We start from the raw sequence: 16,312 nt of genomic DNA, 5'->3' as shown, positions 1-16,312 counted from the left end.
GGGGGCGCCGGCTCAGAAACCCTTGGCGATGCTGCCGGCGTGCTCGTCGGCCTGGTCGAGGGTGTCGGCCAGCGCCTCGCCGTTCTCGCCGACCGCTGCCATGGTGGTGTGGATCTTGAGGATCAGGTCCGTCAGGTTCTTGGTCCCCTCGTCCACCTGGCTGTGGTACTGCTTGCCGATCTCGTCGCTGCCGCCGACGCTCAGGTTCAGATCGTTGATGTGGTCGGTCTCCGCCATGACCGTCGCGACCATCTCCTTCAGGTCGAAGAACTTGCCGAAGCTCGCCTTGAGCTGATCCGTCTTCGCGGTGGTGCCGTGGTCAGCCACGGAACTCCTCCTGACGCTCGGCCTTCTTCTTCTGGTCCTCGGGCTGGTGGTCCGGCTTCATCTCCCAGAGCGGCGCGAGGATCTCGTCCAGCTCGGTGCCGCCCGTCATGTTGAGCCGCAGCGTCTCGCCGAGGCCGTCGAAGCGGCCGAGCCGCTCGGCGATGTCCTCGCCCACCTTCGCCCTGGCCTCGTTGAGGATGTCGGTGAGCACCTTGGCGAGCCCGGCGGGGGCCATCTCGCGGTAGGCGTCGGTGTGGAAGGTCATCGAGACGACCTGGCCCTGCGAGCCGACCTTGACGGTCACCATCCGGTCCTTGGAGGTGACCGAGGCGGTGAGCTCGAACATCTCCTTCTGCAGCTCCTCGGCCCTGGCCAGCTCGCTCTGCATCTCCGTCATCGCCTGGGCGATCTGTTCGGCGAAGAAGTTGCTCATGTGCGGTTCCCGTCTCTTCGTGTTCCTGCGGCACCATCCGGGTGCCGCCGCCGGCCCGGCGGCGGCACCCGGGCGCGGTCAGCGTCCGATGACGCCGTGCACGGCACCGGTCTCGGTGCCCCACACCTCTTCGTCCTCCGCGAGCCAAGTGGTGCGGCGGCGGTCCTTGTCGTTGGGGCCGCCCTGACCGCCCATGCCGGCACCGCCCGGCGGCATCATCGGGGGCATGCCACCGGAGCTGGTGGCCGTCTGCCGGCCGGTCAGCAGGGACTGCTCCTGGGCCGCGGCCCGGGCGGCCTTCTCGGCGGCGACGCGCTCGGCGTTGGCCTGGTCGACCGCGGCCTTCATGACGTTCGGGTCGCCGCCGGAGGCCAGGGCCCGGCTGCTCATGCCGCCGCCCATGCCGGTGATCAGCGGAGCGCCGCCGGGGGTGAGCAGGCCTCCCGAGCCCTCCCCGGAGGAGCCTCCGAGGCCCATCGTGCTGTAGGAGAAGCCGCCGGCCCCGAAGTGGCCGGGCGTCAGCAGGTCGTCCCCGCTGCCGCCACTGCTTCCGTCCCCTCCGTCGGCGAACCGGTCGGCCAGCAGCTGCCGGTACTGGGAGACGGTGTTGCCCTTCTCGTCGCGCAGGGTGCCGTCCGGGCCGACGGTGTAGCCGGGGCCGGCCACCATGGGGTTGCCGTTGGCGTCGAGGACGGGCTTGCCGTTCTCGTCGACGACCCGGCCGTCCTTGGTGATCACGGACCCCGGCGGCACGGTGACCGGGCGGCTGGAGCCGGTGCCGCCCGGGAAGAGGTCGTTCAGCCCGCCGCCGCCGAGGCCGGGGCCGCCGATGAGGTCGAGCCCGCCGTTCCCGTTGGTCCCGCTGTGGCTGCCGGAGCCGCCCGCTCCGCCCCCGGCGCCGGTCAGGTCCAGGCCGCCCTTGCCGCCCTTGCCGCCGGTGCCGCTGCCGTTCCCGTCCAGGCCCAGGCTCTTGAGGTCCGGGCCGCCGCCCAGGCCCTTGTTCTGGGGGCCGCCGCCGCCACCGCCCAGGCCCAGGTTGTCGATCTTCGGGTCCGGGGCCTTCTCGTCCTTCTTGTTCGGGTCGTCCTTGCCGCCCGGGTCGCCCGTGCCGGGGGCCTTGGGCGTCGGCATGATCAGCGGGAAGGGATCCGGCTTGAGCACCCCGGCGGCGGTGCCGTAGGCCGTGGCGATCTTCCCGAGCGCCGTGTCGGCAGCGGCGTCCAGGACGTCGACGACGTGCTGGAGCCAGATGTCACGCGACCGCTTCTCCACGGCCGCCCAGAAGCCGTCCGGGTTCGCGGACGGATCCCCGAACGCCGCCCCTTTGAGGGTGAACGTCAGGCCGCCCAGGCTGCTGACGTTGCCGGCGATTCCCCCCAGCTGGGTCTCGTCGACCTCCCTTCTGAACGAGACGTTGTTGGCGGCCTGGCTCACCTCCAGCGTCGCGCCCTTGAGCCCCTCCATGAGCGCGTCGTTCGTGCAGTTCGTCGGCCAGGCCCGGTACGAGTTGAACCAGGCCTCCCAGCCCTTGTCCAGGTCGTCGATCGCCCCTTCGAGCTGCGTCTTGCAGGTCAGCAGGTACGAGCCGAGGTCGCCCTGGGCGATGTTGCGCTTGCCGCCGTCGAGTTCGTTCCGCAGCGCCATCAGCACCGCGCGGAAGGCCCCCGCCGCGCTGCCCTGCCAGTCGCTGTCCTTCGTGGCGACCTCGTTCGCCCAGCCCTCGACATCTTTCAGCCAGGTGTCGAGCTTGGTCACCACGTCGGTCAGGAGGGCCGACACCTCGGTGAACTGGGTGGCGTCGATCCGGCCGTACTTCTTCGTCGTGGCCGCCTTGAGGGCCTTGAGCGGCCCCACGCTCCCGGTGAACCCGCCGAGCTTGGCACCCGCGCCGTCGAGGTTCGGGTAGTCGATGTGGCAACCCACCACGTAGCTGCCCTTCGCGGTGACGTGGTCGTTCGCGGTCTGGAACTTGAAGTACCAGGCGACCCAGGCGTCGAGCCCCTGGGGGTTGTAGTCCTTCGTCTGCCACTCCCACATGGCTCCGGCCTGCCGGCCGTCCTTCTTGAACCACGGCTTCTCGTCCTTGTGCACGTCCGTCGCGGTGGTCGGCGTCTTGCCGTCCGCCGAACCGATGAACGTGATCGCGTCTTCCCATGTGTAGCCCATGACGGACCCTTCTTCGGCCGGGCACGACCGGACGTGAGGCGGGGCCGGCCCGTGGCCGGACCGGCTCCGCGGTGGTGACGAGCGTTTCCCGACGAAGCGTCAGGGCTTGCCGGTGGTACCGGGGTTCAGGGTCCGTTCGGCGAGCTTCATGAACTGCGCGTACTCCAGGGCCTGGTCCTTCGCGTTGTTCAGGTACAGGTCCGCCATGTGGAGATCGGTGGACAGCGTGTTCAGCTGCTTGCTGAAGGCGGTCAGGATCCCGTCGATCGCGGCGCTGTAGGCCTTGACCGCCTCGGACAGGGCGCCGGGGCTCTTGAACCGCTCGGAGTCGGTCCCGGCGAGGAACGGGACCGCGCCCGTTCCGAACTGCCGGAGCTTCACCACCGTCGGTTCCTTGTTGATGGTGCGGATGAGCTCTTCGATCTTCTTGGTGGCGAAGTCGTTCAGGTAGTTGTCGGTGATCGTGACGTTGCCGCCGCCGTGGTCACCGCCGTTCTCGCCGTCGTTCGGCGTTCCCACGACGGTCAGCCCTGCACGTGGTCGAAGTGGCTGCTGGCCCGCATGTCCGCGTCCTTGATGACGTTGCGGATCTCGGTGAGGGCCTGGTGGGCCGCGACGATCTTCCCGGTCATCTGGCCGTCGGCGTTCTGGAGCGTGGTCGCGAGCTGGCCGGCCGCGACCGAGAAGTCACCCTGGAGCTCGACGTTGATCTTGCCCTTGAGGTACTCCGCCAGCGAGGTCATCGCGTCGTGCATGGTCTTGGAGTGTGCTTCGAGGTCGGTGATGGCACTGTCGATGCCCGCGTAGTGGAGCGACATGCTGCCCATGGTGCGATCCCTTCGGGAGGAGTGGCGGTACGGAGACGGGCGTCGGTCAGCGGGGGTTCAGGACGGCCTCGACGTGCTGCCCGGGGCCGCCGCCCAGGGCGCCCGTGGCGATGGTGTTGGTGTGGTCGTCGGCCGTGTTGAAGATGGTGCCGCCGTCGCCGAGCTTCGCGTGGAAGGACTCGTAGTCCCGCTTGACCAGCGCGTACTGCTCCAGCCAGGCGCCGATCTGGTTCTGGAAGGTGGTGCTGGCCGCGCCGGAGAAGCTGTCCCGGACGGCCGTGTTGATGTCCTCGATGTAGGCCGCGGTCGCCGTCATCTGGGCGTACCGCTCCTCGACCTGGGTCCTGATGCCGGCCAGGACGTTCTGGTCGATCGTCGTCTGCTGGGTCACCGCGAGTACCTCCTCCGGTAGCACCGGCCGGGCCCGGCCGGCGAGGGTTGCCGCGGGCCGACGGGAGTCGGCCCCTCAGGTGGAACGGGCCTCTGCCGGACGGCGGTTCACCGTCCCGGGCGGCCGTGGATCAGCGTGCGCAGCGGCCCTCCGCGGCGGCCTGCGGCTGGACGACGCCGCCCGCCAGCGGGGCCGGGTCGAGGCTGGGGCCGGTGGGCAGCAGCGAGAGCAGCCGCCCGGGCACCGCCGCCGGGACGGCCTTGCCGTAGCCCAGCCGGTCGGCGACCGCGGCGGAGGCGAGCGGGTACTTCACCCCGGTGTCGGTGACCAGGTAGAGGGTGGTGCCGAAGCCCCCTCCGGACAGGGCCCGCACCAGGGCGCCGCCGCCCGGGCTGACGGCGATCCGGTCGGCCGGGGTGCAGCTGGGGACGACACCGGGCTGGAGGGTCGGCGGCAGGCCGAGCACGGCCGTGGTGTCCGGCACCACGACGTCGAGTTCGCCGCCGTCGGAGCCGGGGCGCAGGGCCGCGCAGAGCGCCTGCTCGCCCCTGGGCGCGAGCAGCGCCGGCACCCGGCCGGGCAGGCCGGTCTGGCCGAAGGCCGCCGCCGCGGCGGCGGGCGCGGAGTGCGCGGCGAGGTCGGCCGCGCCGATCTGGGCGGGCGTCACCCGGCCGCCGCCGTACGCCTCCTGCTGGGTGAGCGGATCCCCCTGGAGCAGGGCGAGTTGGGTGGCGCTGACGGGCACGAGGCCCTGCTCGGCGAGCAGGTAGCGCTCCTCGCCGGTGCCGGTGAACAGCTGGCCGATCCGGGTGGGGGTGCCGCTCAGCACCGGGCCCGGCCCGCCGCGCCCGGGCACCTCGGGGGCGCGCAGGTCCGGCCCGGCGGGGAAGGCCGCGAGGAAGGCGGCGGGAACCGGGACGGGCGTGGCGGCGGTGTAGCCGAGGGCGCGGACGGCACCGCCGGCGGTGTCCACCGTGAACCGGCGGCCGTGCCAGAGCAGGCTCGTGGCGCCGTCGGGCGTGCCGACCAGGACGGCCTGGTCGCCGGCGGCGCGGCCGCCCGGGCGGGTGCCGACGGCGACCGACAGCTGCGGGGCCTTGCGGGCGGCGCCCGAGCCGGCCGCACCCGGGCCCGCGGCGGCACTGGCGGTCTGGACGGTGCAGACCAGCCAGTCGGCGGCCCCGACGGCGGCCGGGCCGGGCAGCCCGTCCGGGGCGCCGACGATGCCGATCGGGGTGCCGCGCGCGGCGCCGTCCAGCGAGCGGGCGGAGACCTGGTCGACCTTCAACTGGTCCCCGGCCAGCAGCCTGGCGCTGGCCTCGTTGAGCACCGGGTGGAGCAGGCCGTCGGCGAAGACGTACCGGGCGCCGCTCTCCTTGACCACGACCAGGGTGCCGGGCTTCTGCCAGCCGGTCGCGCCGCCGGGCTTGATCAGGCCGTAGACGCCGGCGCCGGCCCCGATCAGCAGGGCGACGGCCAGGCCGAGCACGGCGCCCCGGTTGGTCCGGCCGACGGGCGTGTCGGGGGCGTCCGGCTCGGCGCGCAGGATGCCCGCGGCGACCCGGCTCATCACGAACAGGTGGGCCTGGACCTGGTCGCGTCGGGACTGCATGACGGTGGTCCTCCTCGGAGCGGGGTGCGGAGCGGGCGGGCTGCCCGCGAGCAGGCTGCCTGCGGGCGGACGGGCGGGCCGGCCGGCCGGCCGGCCGTCGGACGCGGTCGCGCCGGCCGGGCGGTTCAGCCCGCCAGGCCGCGCATCATCTGGTAGAAGCCGAGCACCTGGAGCGCGAACGGCAGCAGGGCGAGCGCGGCGAGCGAGTGCAGCAGGTCCCCGGCCCGGCCCCAGTACGGCAGCAGCCGGCGGCCCGGCACCGTCCAGGCGGCGACGGCGAGCCCGGCCGCGGCGGCGATCAGCACCGCGAACAGCGCGAACCGGCCGACGGGTCCGGCGTCCTGCCCGGTCCGCCAGGCCAGCAGGACGAGGCCCAGCGCGCCCGGCAGCAGCAGGGCCAGCCGCTGGCGGATGCCGCCGATGTCCCGGGCGTGCAGCAGGAGCAGCAACGACAGGTCGGCGGACATCGCGGTGGCGCCCCAGCCGCCGTCCCGCGCGGTGGCCAGCAGGGCGAGGGCGCCCGCGCACACGGCGCCGACGGCGAGGAAGAAGCCGGACAGGTAGCCGTCCGCGACGAGGCTGCGGGCGAACACGTCCTCGGCCGGGAACGGCTCGATCTCCTCCTGGAGTTCGTCCGCGTTGCGGGGCAGCGCGGGCAGTCGCAGACCGGCCAGCTTGAAGGCCAGGCCGGGCACGAACGCGCCGAACAGCACCGCCGCGGCGGCGATCACCGCGGCCGAGTGGGTCGTGGGCACCCCGTACACGGCCAGCACGCCCGCGCCGAGCGCGAGGACGGCCGCCGCCGCCAGCCCGGCGAAGAACGGTCCGGCCCCGACCACGACCAGCGCCAGCACGGTCGCCCCGACCGCCGCCGAACCGCCCGCCAGCAGCCGGGCCGGCCCGGTGACGCCGGGCAGCAGGGCGGCCGCCGCGGCCGCGTAGCCCACCCCGGCGGCGCCCAGCGCGATCCCGGCCGGCGGGTCGGCGACCAGCCTGGTCACCGTGCCCCCGGCCGCGAGCAGCAGGGCCGCGACGACGGCCGCCCCGGCGCAGCGGGGGCCCGCCGGGCCGGGCAGGGCGAGCAGCAGCAGGCCGCCGGCCAGCGCCACCAGGGCGAGGGCCAGCGCGAGGTGGTGGGTGACGGCGGGCCGCCAGGAGTCGCCGCGGGCGGTGGTGCCGGCCCGCACGCCGTCCACCAGGTCGTCGAAGTGGACCTCGGGCAGCGCCTCCTGGCCCGGGCGGAGGAACAGCTCCTCGCCGTCGCGCAGGCCGAGGCCCTCCAGGGTGCGCTCCTCGTCGAGGGGCGCACCGCCGGCGCGCTGGAGGACCCAGCCGGAGTGCTCGGTGCCGTTCTCCTCGACGGCGGCACCGGCGTAGTCGAGGACGGCGCCCAGCAGGTCGGCCAGCACGACGTCACCGGGAAGGGCCAGTTCGAACGCGGCCTCGGGGGCGCGGAACCGCAGCCGGACCAGCCCTGACGCCACCGTGGTACCGCTCACCTGTCGCGCCCCTCCGCTGCGGCCGGACTTCCCGGTCTCCCGTTCCAGGAACGGGCGGCGGCGCGCGGGCGGTTCAGCCGGCCGGCGGCGTCGCCCCCGGGCGTCCGGGCCCGGGGCCCGTCCGAAGGAACGCGCCCGCGGCCGCCCCCGCTGAACCCGCGGCCCCCCGCGGGCCGTACGTCCGGGTGCGACGCGGGTCCGGGCCGCCGGGCGCACCGCCACCGGCGACCGGCCCGGGCCGCCGGGCCCGCACCGCCACCGGCGACCGGCCCGGGCCGCCGGGCCCGCACCGCCACCGGCGACCCCGCCGGCGCCGTGAGAGGAGAAGCCCGTTGAGCGTGGTCGTGGTCGACCGCCCGCCCCGGCGTCCGGGACCGGTGATGCCGGACGGCGAGCTCCAGTTGCAGGAGCCGCCGGTGCTGCCGGAGCAGCAGAACGGCATGTCCAACATGATCGCCATGGCGCCGATGGCGCTGAGCTCGCTCTCGATGGTGATGATCTTCCTCAACCCGCAGTCCTCCGGCGGGCCGCTCACCTACGTGGCGATGGGCATGATGGGCCTGTCCGCCGTCGGGATGCTGGTGACCCAGCTGATCCGCGGCGCCAGCGACCGCAAGCGCCAACTGCGCGGCGAGCGCCGCGACTACCTGCGCTACCTCTCCCAGATGCGCCGCCAGGTCCGCCGCCACATCGTCGACCAGCGGCAGGCCCTGGCCTGGCGCCACCCGGGCCCGGGCACGCTCGCCTCGCTGGTGCGCACCTCGCGGCTGTGGGAGCGGCGCACCGCCCACCCGGACTTCGGCGACGTGCGGATCGCCACCGGCACCCAGCGCCTCGCCGTGAAGCTGGCGCCGCTGTCCACCCAGCCGGTGGAGGACCTGGAACCGCTGTGCGCGCACGCGCTGCGCCGGTTCATCCACGCCTACGGCTCGATCGCGGACCAGCCGATCGCGGTCCACGTGCGCGGCTACGCCCACGTGCTGCTGCGCTGCGAGCACCCCGAGGACGAGGACGGCACCGCCGCGGCGCGGACCCGGCCCCCCGGCCAGGACGACCCGGCCGCCGACCCCGAGCCGGCCCGCGCCCTGGCCCGCGCGATGCTCGCCCAGCTCGCCTTCTTCCACGCCCCGGACGAGCTGCGCATCGCCGCCGCCGTCGCCCCCGAGCGGCGCGCCGACTGGGCCTGGCTGAAGTGGCTGCCGCACGCCCTGCACCCGACCGACACCGACGGCGCCGGGCCGGTGCGCCTGGTCGCCGAGTCCGTCCTGGAGCTGGAGCAGCTGCTGGGGCCGGAGTTCACCGACCGACCGCCGTACGAGCCGGACGCCCAGCCGGGCCGCGACGAGCCGTACACCGTGATCGTCCTGGACGGGGTGAAGCTGCCCGCCGGCAGCCGGGCCCTGCTGGCCGGCTACCGCAACGCCGTCCTGCTGGACCTCTCCGGGGCCGTGGAGTGGCAGCACGCACCGTTCCGGCTGCGGCTGCGGATCAGCGGCGACCGGCTCGACCTCGTCGCCGCCGACCGCAACCGCCGCGACGAGGCCACCCCGCTCGGCCGCCCGGACGCCCTGGCCGTCCCGGCCGCCCGCCGGCTCGCCACCGTGATGGCCCCGTACCGGCTGGGCGACTCGCTGGACACCGCCGAGCCGCTCAGCACCGACTTCGACCTCACCGCCCTGCTGGGCATCAACGACCTGCACCAACACGACGTCGGCCGCAGCTGGGCGGACCGCCCGCGCGGGCAGCGGCTGCGGGTGCCGATCGGCGTCGGCGCGGACGGCAACCCGGTGGAGCTGGACCTCAAGGAGTCCGCGCAGGGCGGCATGGGCCCGCACGGCATGCTGATCGGCGCGACCGGCTCCGGCAAGTCCGAACTGCTGCGCACCCTGGTGCTGGCACTCGCGCTGACCCACTCCTCCGAGACGCTGAACTTCGTCCTGGTCGACTTCAAGGGCGGCGCGACCTTCCTCGGTCTGGACGAACTCCCGCACACCTCGGCGGTGATCACCAACCTGGCCGACGAGGCCGCCCTGGTCGACCGGATGCGCGACGCCCTGCACGGCGAACTGAACCGCCGCCAGGAGCTGCTGCGCTCGGCCGGCAACTACAGCTCGCTGCTGGACTACGAGACCGCCCGGGCCGCCGGCGCCCAGCTCGACCCGATGCCGACGCTCTTCATCGTGGTCGACGAGTTCTCCGAACTGCTGTCCGCGCACCGGGACTTCATGGAGCTGTTCATCATGATCGGCCGGCTCGGCCGCTCGCTCGGCGTGCACCTGCTGCTCGCCTCGCAACGCCTGGACGAGGGCCGGATGCACGCCCTGGAGTCCCACCTGTCCTACCGGGTCGGCCTGCGCACCTTCTCCGCGATGGAGAGCCGCGGCGTCCTCGGCGTCCCGGACGCCTACCAACTGCCCTCCCAGCCCGGCAACGGCATCCTGCGCAGCGACATCGCCACCCTCACCCGCTTCAAGGCGGCGTACGTCTCCGGGCCGTACCGGCGCCGCCGCGGGGCGGCCCGACAGGCGGCGGTGGCCGGGCAGATCGTCCGCTACGAGACCGAGTACACCGCGCCGCGCCGTCCCGACCCGGAGGCGGTGGCCGCCGAGGAGGCCCGGCGCGCCGAGGAGGAGGAGAACACCGTCACCCTGCTGGAGCTGGCGGCCGCCCGGATGCTCGACGTCGGCCCGCCCGCCCACCGGGTCTGGCTGCCGCCGCTGGAGACCCCGCCCACCCTGGACGAGCTGCTGCCGCCGCTCGCGCCCACCCCCCGGCACGGCCTGGCCCCCGACGACCGCGCGGCGGTCGGCACCCTGACCGTCCCGGTGGGCGTGGTGGACCGCCCCTTCCAGCAGCTGCGCGAGCTCCTCACCGCCGACCTCTCGGCCGCGGGCGGCCACGTCGGCATCGCGGGCGGCCCGCAGAGCGGCAAGAGCACCCTGGTGCGCACCCTCATCACCGGCCTGGCGCTCACCCACACCCCGCGCGAGGTGCAGTTCTACTGCCTGGACTTCGGCGGCGGGACGCTCTCCGCGCTGCGCGGGCTGCCGCACCTGGGCGGCGTCGCCGGGCGCCACGAGCCGGAGCGGGTCGGCCGCACCCTCGCCGAGATCAACGGCATCATCGCCCGCCGCGAACAGAGCTTCGCCCAGCTCGGCATCGACTCCGTCACCACCTTCCGCCGCCGCCGGGCCGCCGGGGACCCGGCACTCGCCGACGAGCGCCACGGCGACGTCTTCCTGGTGGTCGACGGCTGGGGCACCCTGCGCCAGGAGTTCATGGACTACCTGCCCGCCCTGACCCTGATCGCCGGACGCGGCCTCAACTACGGCGTCCACCTGGTCGTCACCGCCGCCCGCTGGGGCGAACTCTCCAGCGGGCTGCGCGACCAGCTCGGCACCAAGTTCGAGCTGCGGCTCGGCGACCCGATCGACTCCATGATCAACATGCGGGCCGCCGACACCGTCCCCCGCGTCCCCGGTCGCGGCCTCACCCAGGACCGGCTGCACTTCCTCACCGCCCTCCCCCGGATCGACGGCCAGGGCGACGGCGACAGCCTGGCCGACGGCGTCGCCGACCTGGTCGACGCCGTCAACGAGCACTGGACCGGCCCGCGCGCCCCCGAGGTGCGGATGCTGCCGCTCCAGCTCGACGCCGCGTCGCTGCCCGCGCCCGAGGGCCGGCTGCGGGTCGCCATCGGACTGGAGGACACCGCGATCTCGCCGCTCTGGCACGACTTCGAGGAGTCCCCCCACCTGCTCGTGGTCGGCGACAGCGAGAGCGGCAAGACCAACCTGCTGCGCCTGATGGTCGACGCCATCACCACCGCCTACACCCCGGCCGAGGCCCGGATCATGCTCGTCGACTTCCGACGCGGGCTGTACGACAGCGTCCCGGAGGAGTACCGGCTCGGCTACGCCGTCGCGGTGGACGTGCTCCGGCAGGTGGTCAACGGGGCCGCCCGCGCCATGGAGGCCCGGCTCCCCGGCGAGGAGATCACCCCGGCCCGGCTGCGGCTGCGCGACTGGTGGACCGGGCCGGAGCTGTTCATCGTCGTCGACGACTACGACCTCATCCCCGGACAGTCCGGCGCCAGCCCGTTCGGCCCGATCCTCGACCACCTCGCCCAGGGCACCGAACTCGGCCTGCACCTGATCGTCGCCCGTTCGGCCAACGGCATCGGCCGCGCCTACTCCGACCAGCTGCTGCGCCGGCTCCAGGACGTCAACACGCCGGTCACCCTGCTGTCCTGTCCGCCGAGCGAGGGCACCCTGTTCGGCAGCGTCAAGCCGCGCCAACTGCCGCCGGGGCGCGCCCTGCACATCACCCGGCGCCGGACGGTCCAGGTGCAGACGGGCCTGATGCCGGGGCCGGAGGAGCCGGACGGCGGCTCGGCGGGGTGACCGGGGCCGGGCGGGCCTGCCTGCCGCACCGGGCGGGCCGGGCGGGCCGGGCGGGCCGGGCACACCGACCGGGCCGGGCGGGCCAAGCGGGCCGACCTCCGGCCGCACCGACCACCGGGCGGCTGAACCCGTGGCCGAGCCGGGTCCGTTTACCCCGGCGATGAGTCCTTCCCGCAGCGGCCGCCCCACCGGCGATCCCGAGTCGCCCGCCGCGCCCCGCCGCCGGTTCGGCCGCCGGCGCGGCGCGGCCGCCGCGCTGCCCCCCGGCCCGAACGGCGCCGACCCGAACGCCCCGGTGCCCGCGCTCGCCGGACCCGCAGCCGCCGGGCCCCGGGGCGCCGGGCCCGGGGGCACCGCCCCGACCGCCGTCCGGTCCGAACTGCGGCCGGTCGGACCGCACTTCGTCATCGCGCCGGCCACCGCCGGGGAGGACGAACTGTCCGCCGCCGTCGGGGCGCTGCGCCCGGTGCCCGACAGCATCATCGTGGTCGCCGCCGCTCCCGACTCGGCCCCCGTCCTGCGCGACCGGATGGCCGACCTCGGCGTGATCGCCCGCTCCCGCGGCGCCGGCAGCCTGGTGCTCGCCGCCTCCGGCCTCGCCGCCCTCGCCCCCAACGGCCGCCGGCCGGCCGAGGTCGTCGCCGACCGGGCGGGCCTGCCGGTGGTCGCGCCGGACGGCCTGGTGGAGATCACCCAGGACGGCAACCTCAAGGTCACCACCCCCGTCGGCGCCCCCGAGGGGGCCTCCTGGTGGCACTGTGCCCCCGGGGCCGCGCCGCGCCGGGTGCGCGAGACCATCGGCGCCACCGCCCCGATCGATCCGCACCACGCCGCCGCGCCGACCACCGCCATCGTGCCCGTGGTCCCTGCGGTCCCTGCGGTCCCTGCGGTTTCCACCGTCCCTGTCGTTCCTGCCGTACCCGCCGTGTCCGGCGTGTCCGGCGCGCCCGCCGTCCAGGTGCACCGGCTGCCGGTCGGCTACTGGCTCACCCACCCGGCCGCCCGGCCCGCCGACCCGCTCCCCGACCTCGCGCTGGCCGGCGCCCCGCCCGGCACCGTCGTCCTGGTCGTCGGGACACCCGCGCTGCCGGTCCTGCTGCCCGAGGACTTCGCGGACGTCGTGGCCGCCCTGCCCGTCGGCTCGGCCCGGCTGCTGGTCAGCGCGCCCTGGGCCACCCCCGCCGAACTCTCCACTCTCACCGGCGCGTTGTCCGCCCGGCTGGCCCACCCGGTGAACGCCGCGATCGGCCTGCCGGTGATCGGGCCGGGCGGCCCCACCTCCTACGTCCTCGACTCCCGAGGCCACGCCTGCTGGGAGCCCTACCTGCTGCGCCTCGCCGCCGCACCCGGCCAGGGCACCGTCCCCTCCGCCTGGCGCAACGGCGGGGCGGCCTGGCACACCGCCGGTCCCGCCGTCTTCGACGCGTTCCCGTACTGGGCGCTGGAGGCCGTCCCGGCCGGCCTCTGGCTGCGGCCGGAGCCCCCGCACGTGCTCACCCCGCGCTTCCGCCGGCCCGAGTCGGCCCGCCCCCTGCTGATCGTCGGCGAGCGGGACCGCCCGGTCGACGCCGAGGTCTTCGAAGAGCTGGGCACCCTGCTCGACCGGCTCCCGGCGGCCGGCGCCCAGGGATTCGGGCTCCTCGTCCACGGGCTGCTGGAGCCCGCGACCGAACGGATCGCCCGCTTCGTCGCCCGGATGCACGGTCTGGACTGGCTCGGCCCCGAACAGCCCGCCGGAGCCGTACCGGGCGTGGCGCCGGTGGCGTACGGGATCGGCCCGGCGGCCCGGCCCGGGGTGGTGCCGCAGGGCATGCCCACCGCCGTGCCGGCCCCCGCCCAGGTCACGCCCGCCGCCACGCCCGCGGCCATCGCGGCCCCGACGGCCCCGGCGGCCCCGGCCGTCACCGCCGGGTCCCTGGGCGCCGCCCCGGACGAACCCGCGCCGGACGCCGAAGCCGAAGCCGGGGTGCCGACCACCCCCGCCACCGACCCGCTCCCCGCACCCCTCCCCGACCCGATCCCCAGGCCGGTACCCGCCGCCGTGGGCCCACCCGTCCGGACCTCGACCAGCGGCGGACCGGACGAACCCATCGCGGGGCCCCGCAGGCCGACCGCCCCGGCCACGTACGGTTCGACACCCGCCCGCACCGCTGCCGAGGGCGGCCACCGACCCGAACCGCCCGCCGAACCCGCCGAGCCGACCACCGCACCCCCCACCCCGCCCACCCAGACGGCCCCGGCCCTGACCCCGGACCTACCCCCGGACGAGGAACCGACCGAGGAACTCCTCCCCGTCCCCGCCGAAACCCCCGACGAAGACCCCGCCCCGCCCCTCGACCCGGACCCGACCGGCGACCCCGCCCCGCCCCTCGACCCGGACCCGACCGGCGACGCCCCCGACACCACCGAGGCGCCCCCCGCCCGCCCCCAAACCCGCCTGCTCACCCCGGACCCGGAGTCCTCCCCCGCCCCCGTCCCCGTCCCCGTCAGCGGCCCCGACGACCGCGACGCCGTCCGGGCCCTGCTCGGCGAGCACTACCAGCGCTGCTCGGCCCGGGTCGACCAGGTCGCCACCCGGCTGCCGGCCCTGCGCTCCACCGCCAAGGACGACATCAAGCCCGACCTCGCCGCCGTCCTCCTCCACCACGGCGACACCGGAATCCCCGTCCCCCGGGCCGAGTTGGTCGCGGCCGCCCGCTCCGGCGACCCGGCGCTCGCCCCCTTCCTCCGCTGCCTCGGCTCCGGCCTGCGCCGCCTCCCCAGCCACCACGGCGCGGTCCTGCTCTGCGCCCCGCCCGGCCCCGAACCGGCGGACCTGCTGTCCCACTACCGCGTCGGCCGACGGCTGACCGAGCCAGCCCCGGTCACCGGCCTGGCCGCCACCGCCGTCGAACTCCCGGGCGCCACGGTCGAGTTCTTCATCTGGTCGGCCACCGCCCGGCGCACCGCCGTCTTCGGCTCCGGCACCACCGAGGAGCCCCGGGTGACCTTCACCCCGGGCACCACCTTCACCGTCCTCGCCACCACCCCGGCCGACCCCACCGGACGTCCGGCCCGCGTCCTGCTCCGCGAGTCCGGCCCCACCGACGCCGACCCGGCCGCCCGCGACCGCAGCGCCCTCACCCGCCTCACCACCTGGCTGGACCGCCGCGACCAACTACCCGCCACCGAACGCCACCCCATCGAGGACCCCACCCCCTTCCACCTCACCCCCGGCGTCGAACTCCTCCCCACCCACCCCTGACCCCCCGACGCCCGCGCTCGGCTTCAGCCGAGCGGGGGCGTTTCGTCGGATCAGGAGTCAGGGCTTCCGGGAGAGGCGGTGCGGGCCGAGGTAGTAGGAGAGCGCCGCGTGCGAGGGACCGTCGTTGATCTCGCCGCCCGTCAGCAGCTTGACCACCTCGGCCTCGGACAGCCACTCGATACGCGTCGACTCGGCCACGTCCTCCGGGGCGCCGACCTGCGTGCAACCGGTGATGTGGAAACAGCGGAAGTGCGCGTCCGAGATGCCGGCCATGGCGTCGTACTCGGTCAGCAGCTCGATGTAGCCGGCCCTCCAACCGGTCTCTTCCTCGACCTCGCGGGCGATCGCGACAGCCGGGTCTTCGCCGGGCTCGGCCCACCCGGCCGGCACCTCCCAGCCCCAGCGGCCGGTGATGAACCGGTGCCGATGCAGTAGGAGGTACTCGCCGCGCTCGTTGGTCACGACGGATGTGGTCGAGGCCCGGGGGTAGCGGACGACGTGGTGATCGATCCGGCCGAGGCCGGGCACCTCGACGTCGTCGAGCCACACCTCCACCCACGGGCTGCCGTACACCTGCCTGCGCCCGAACGTCTCCCACTCCATGGCCGGCCTCCTCACGCGTGAACCAGCTGCGCCGCCGACTCTCTCACGCGCGTGCCGAGCTCCAGCACGGGCTTCTCCCGGGCCCATGGCGCGAGAGACTTCTGCAGCACCTGAGCCCGTAGGACCAGCGGCTGCACCACGGTGGCGCCGCCAGTTCGAGGGCCCCGCGCGCGATGTCGCACGCCTCGTGCAGGTCGCCCGTTATCGCGAGCGCCCGGGCGGGGGCGGTTCGTCGCGTCAGGGCCGTGCGGCCGCGACGGCGTCGGTGTAGAGCTCAGTCGTCAGGTCGTCCTCGGCGATCCCGAGGTCGGCCAGAACGGCCCGGACAACGGTGAGCGCCAGTCCGAGATCGTCCTGGCCAGGAGCCGATGTCTCGACCTCAATGAACGTCGCGCCGAGCTCGGGGACCCGGACGAGCGTGGCGAGCAACGACCGCCCGTCACGCTCGAACGTGTAGTTGCGGCACCGCTTCTCGAACCGGATGCGCGGGACAAGGCCGAGGCCCCGGACGATCGCGTGCGCGGCATCCGCATCCTCCACGCGGGTCTCTGCCTCCGGCTTCGACCCGGACGCCTCATCGACCCGGGCGCCCTTGTAGGTGAGCACGGTACGGGTGTCGTCCGGGCCGTGAACGGTCCTGATCCGCAGCTCCCGGTCGGCGCCCATCAGGCTGCCGTCCGGCGCGTCGTAGTAGGTGTCCTGGTATACCTCGGCACGGCCGGTGCCGTACCGGCCCTTCAACTGCGCGAGGACGCTCTCGGGGTCGCGCACCACCGCTTTCAGCTCGGCTTCGATCGCCATCCTGTT

General features: G+C 75.0%; 12 protein-coding genes. 2 read left to right on the top strand and 10 right to left on the bottom strand.

Annotation, left to right across the window (positions count from 1 at the left end; all coding sequences use genetic code 11):
* Positions 1-12: 12 nt before the first annotated feature.
* From AB0Q99_RS15790 to eccD, 8 genes are all read right to left on the bottom strand, one after another.
* Positions 13-327 (bottom strand): hypothetical protein, encoded by a 315-nt coding sequence (locus AB0Q99_RS15790; RefSeq protein WP_363571982.1) that lies wholly within the window; start codon positions 325-327, stop codon positions 13-15.
* Complete coding sequence (locus AB0Q99_RS15785) at positions 320-760, bottom strand: YbaB/EbfC family nucleoid-associated protein (RefSeq protein WP_363571980.1); 441 nt, start codon at positions 758-760, stop codon at positions 320-322. The genes AB0Q99_RS15790 and AB0Q99_RS15785 overlap by 8 nt, the downstream gene beginning before the upstream one ends.
* Positions 761-838: 78 nt before the next feature.
* Entirely contained in the window at positions 839-2,926 is a 2,088-nt protein-coding gene (locus AB0Q99_RS15780) for a hypothetical protein (RefSeq protein WP_363571978.1), read from the bottom strand.
* Between the two features lie 99 nt (positions 2,927-3,025).
* Positions 3,026-3,445: a hypothetical protein gene (locus tag AB0Q99_RS15775; protein ID WP_363571976.1), complete on the bottom strand. Its 420-nt coding sequence runs from the start codon at positions 3,443-3,445 to the stop codon at positions 3,026-3,028.
* Between the two features lie 5 nt (positions 3,446-3,450).
* A complete protein-coding gene (locus AB0Q99_RS15770; protein WP_363571974.1) occupies positions 3,451-3,753 on the bottom strand; it encodes a hypothetical protein in 303 nt (100 codons plus the stop codon).
* A gap of 46 nt (positions 3,754-3,799) precedes the next feature.
* A complete protein-coding gene (locus tag AB0Q99_RS15765; protein WP_363571972.1) occupies positions 3,800-4,144 on the bottom strand; it encodes a hypothetical protein in 345 nt (114 codons plus the stop codon).
* 130 nt (positions 4,145-4,274) lie between these two features.
* Complete coding sequence (gene eccB, locus AB0Q99_RS15760; protein WP_363571970.1) at positions 4,275-5,756, bottom strand: type VII secretion protein EccB; 1,482 nt, start codon at positions 5,754-5,756, stop codon at positions 4,275-4,277.
* 125 nt (positions 5,757-5,881) lie between these two features.
* A complete protein-coding gene (gene eccD / locus AB0Q99_RS15755) occupies positions 5,882-7,255 on the bottom strand; it encodes a type VII secretion integral membrane protein EccD (protein WP_363571968.1) in 1,374 nt (457 codons plus the stop codon).
* A gap of 380 nt (positions 7,256-7,635) precedes the next feature.
* On the opposite strand from eccD, the gene eccCa reads away from it, so the two are divergent.
* Entirely contained in the window at positions 7,636-11,658 is a 4,023-nt protein-coding gene (gene eccCa / locus AB0Q99_RS15750) for a type VII secretion protein EccCa (protein ID WP_363572100.1), read from the top strand.
* A gap of 160 nt (positions 11,659-11,818) precedes the next feature.
* A complete protein-coding gene (locus AB0Q99_RS15745) occupies positions 11,819-14,902 on the top strand; it encodes a hypothetical protein (protein WP_363571966.1) in 3,084 nt (1,027 codons plus the stop codon).
* 57 nt (positions 14,903-14,959) lie between these two features.
* Here the strand turns inward: AB0Q99_RS15745 and AB0Q99_RS15740 are convergent, their stop codons facing one another.
* Together AB0Q99_RS15740 and cyaB are read right to left on the bottom strand one after the other, a co-directional pair.
* Positions 14,960-15,505, bottom strand: a complete 546-nt coding sequence (locus AB0Q99_RS15740; protein WP_363571964.1) for an NUDIX hydrolase — start codon at positions 15,503-15,505, stop codon at positions 14,960-14,962.
* 237 nt (positions 15,506-15,742) lie between these two features.
* Positions 15,743-16,306, bottom strand: coding sequence for a class IV adenylate cyclase (gene cyaB, locus AB0Q99_RS15735; RefSeq protein ID WP_363571962.1), 564 nt, complete (start codon positions 16,304-16,306; stop codon positions 15,743-15,745).
* Positions 16,307-16,312 lie beyond the last annotated feature (6 nt).

Source organism: Kitasatospora sp. NPDC086791 (assembly GCF_040685975.1).
GTDB lineage: Bacteria > Actinomycetota > Actinomycetes > Streptomycetales > Streptomycetaceae > Kitasatospora.
Note: the sequence above shows the minus strand (reverse complement) of the source record. Positions and strands in the feature narration are given on the sequence as shown.

Coding starts and splice junctions, on each gene's coding strand:
- AB0Q99_RS15785 (WP_363571980.1), bottom strand. CDS start 760: ATGAGCAACTTCTTCGCCGAACAGATCGCCCAGGCGATGACGGAGATG.
- AB0Q99_RS15780 (WP_363571978.1), bottom strand. CDS start 2,926: ATGGGCTACACATGGGAAGACGCGATCACGTTCATCGGTTCGGCGGAC.
- AB0Q99_RS15770 (WP_363571974.1), bottom strand. CDS start 3,753: ATGGGCAGCATGTCGCTCCACTACGCGGGCATCGACAGTGCCATCACC.
- eccB (WP_363571970.1), bottom strand. CDS start 5,756: ATGCAGTCCCGACGCGACCAGGTCCAGGCCCACCTGTTCGTGATGAGC.
- eccCa (WP_363572100.1), top strand. CDS start 7,636: ATGCCGGACGGCGAGCTCCAGTTGCAGGAGCCGCCGGTGCTGCCGGAG.
- AB0Q99_RS15745 (WP_363571966.1), top strand. CDS start 11,819: ATGAGTCCTTCCCGCAGCGGCCGCCCCACCGGCGATCCCGAGTCGCCC.
- AB0Q99_RS15740 (WP_363571964.1), bottom strand. CDS start 15,505: ATGGAGTGGGAGACGTTCGGGCGCAGGCAGGTGTACGGCAGCCCGTGG.
- cyaB (WP_363571962.1), bottom strand. CDS start 16,306: ATGGCGATCGAAGCCGAGCTGAAAGCGGTGGTGCGCGACCCCGAGAGC.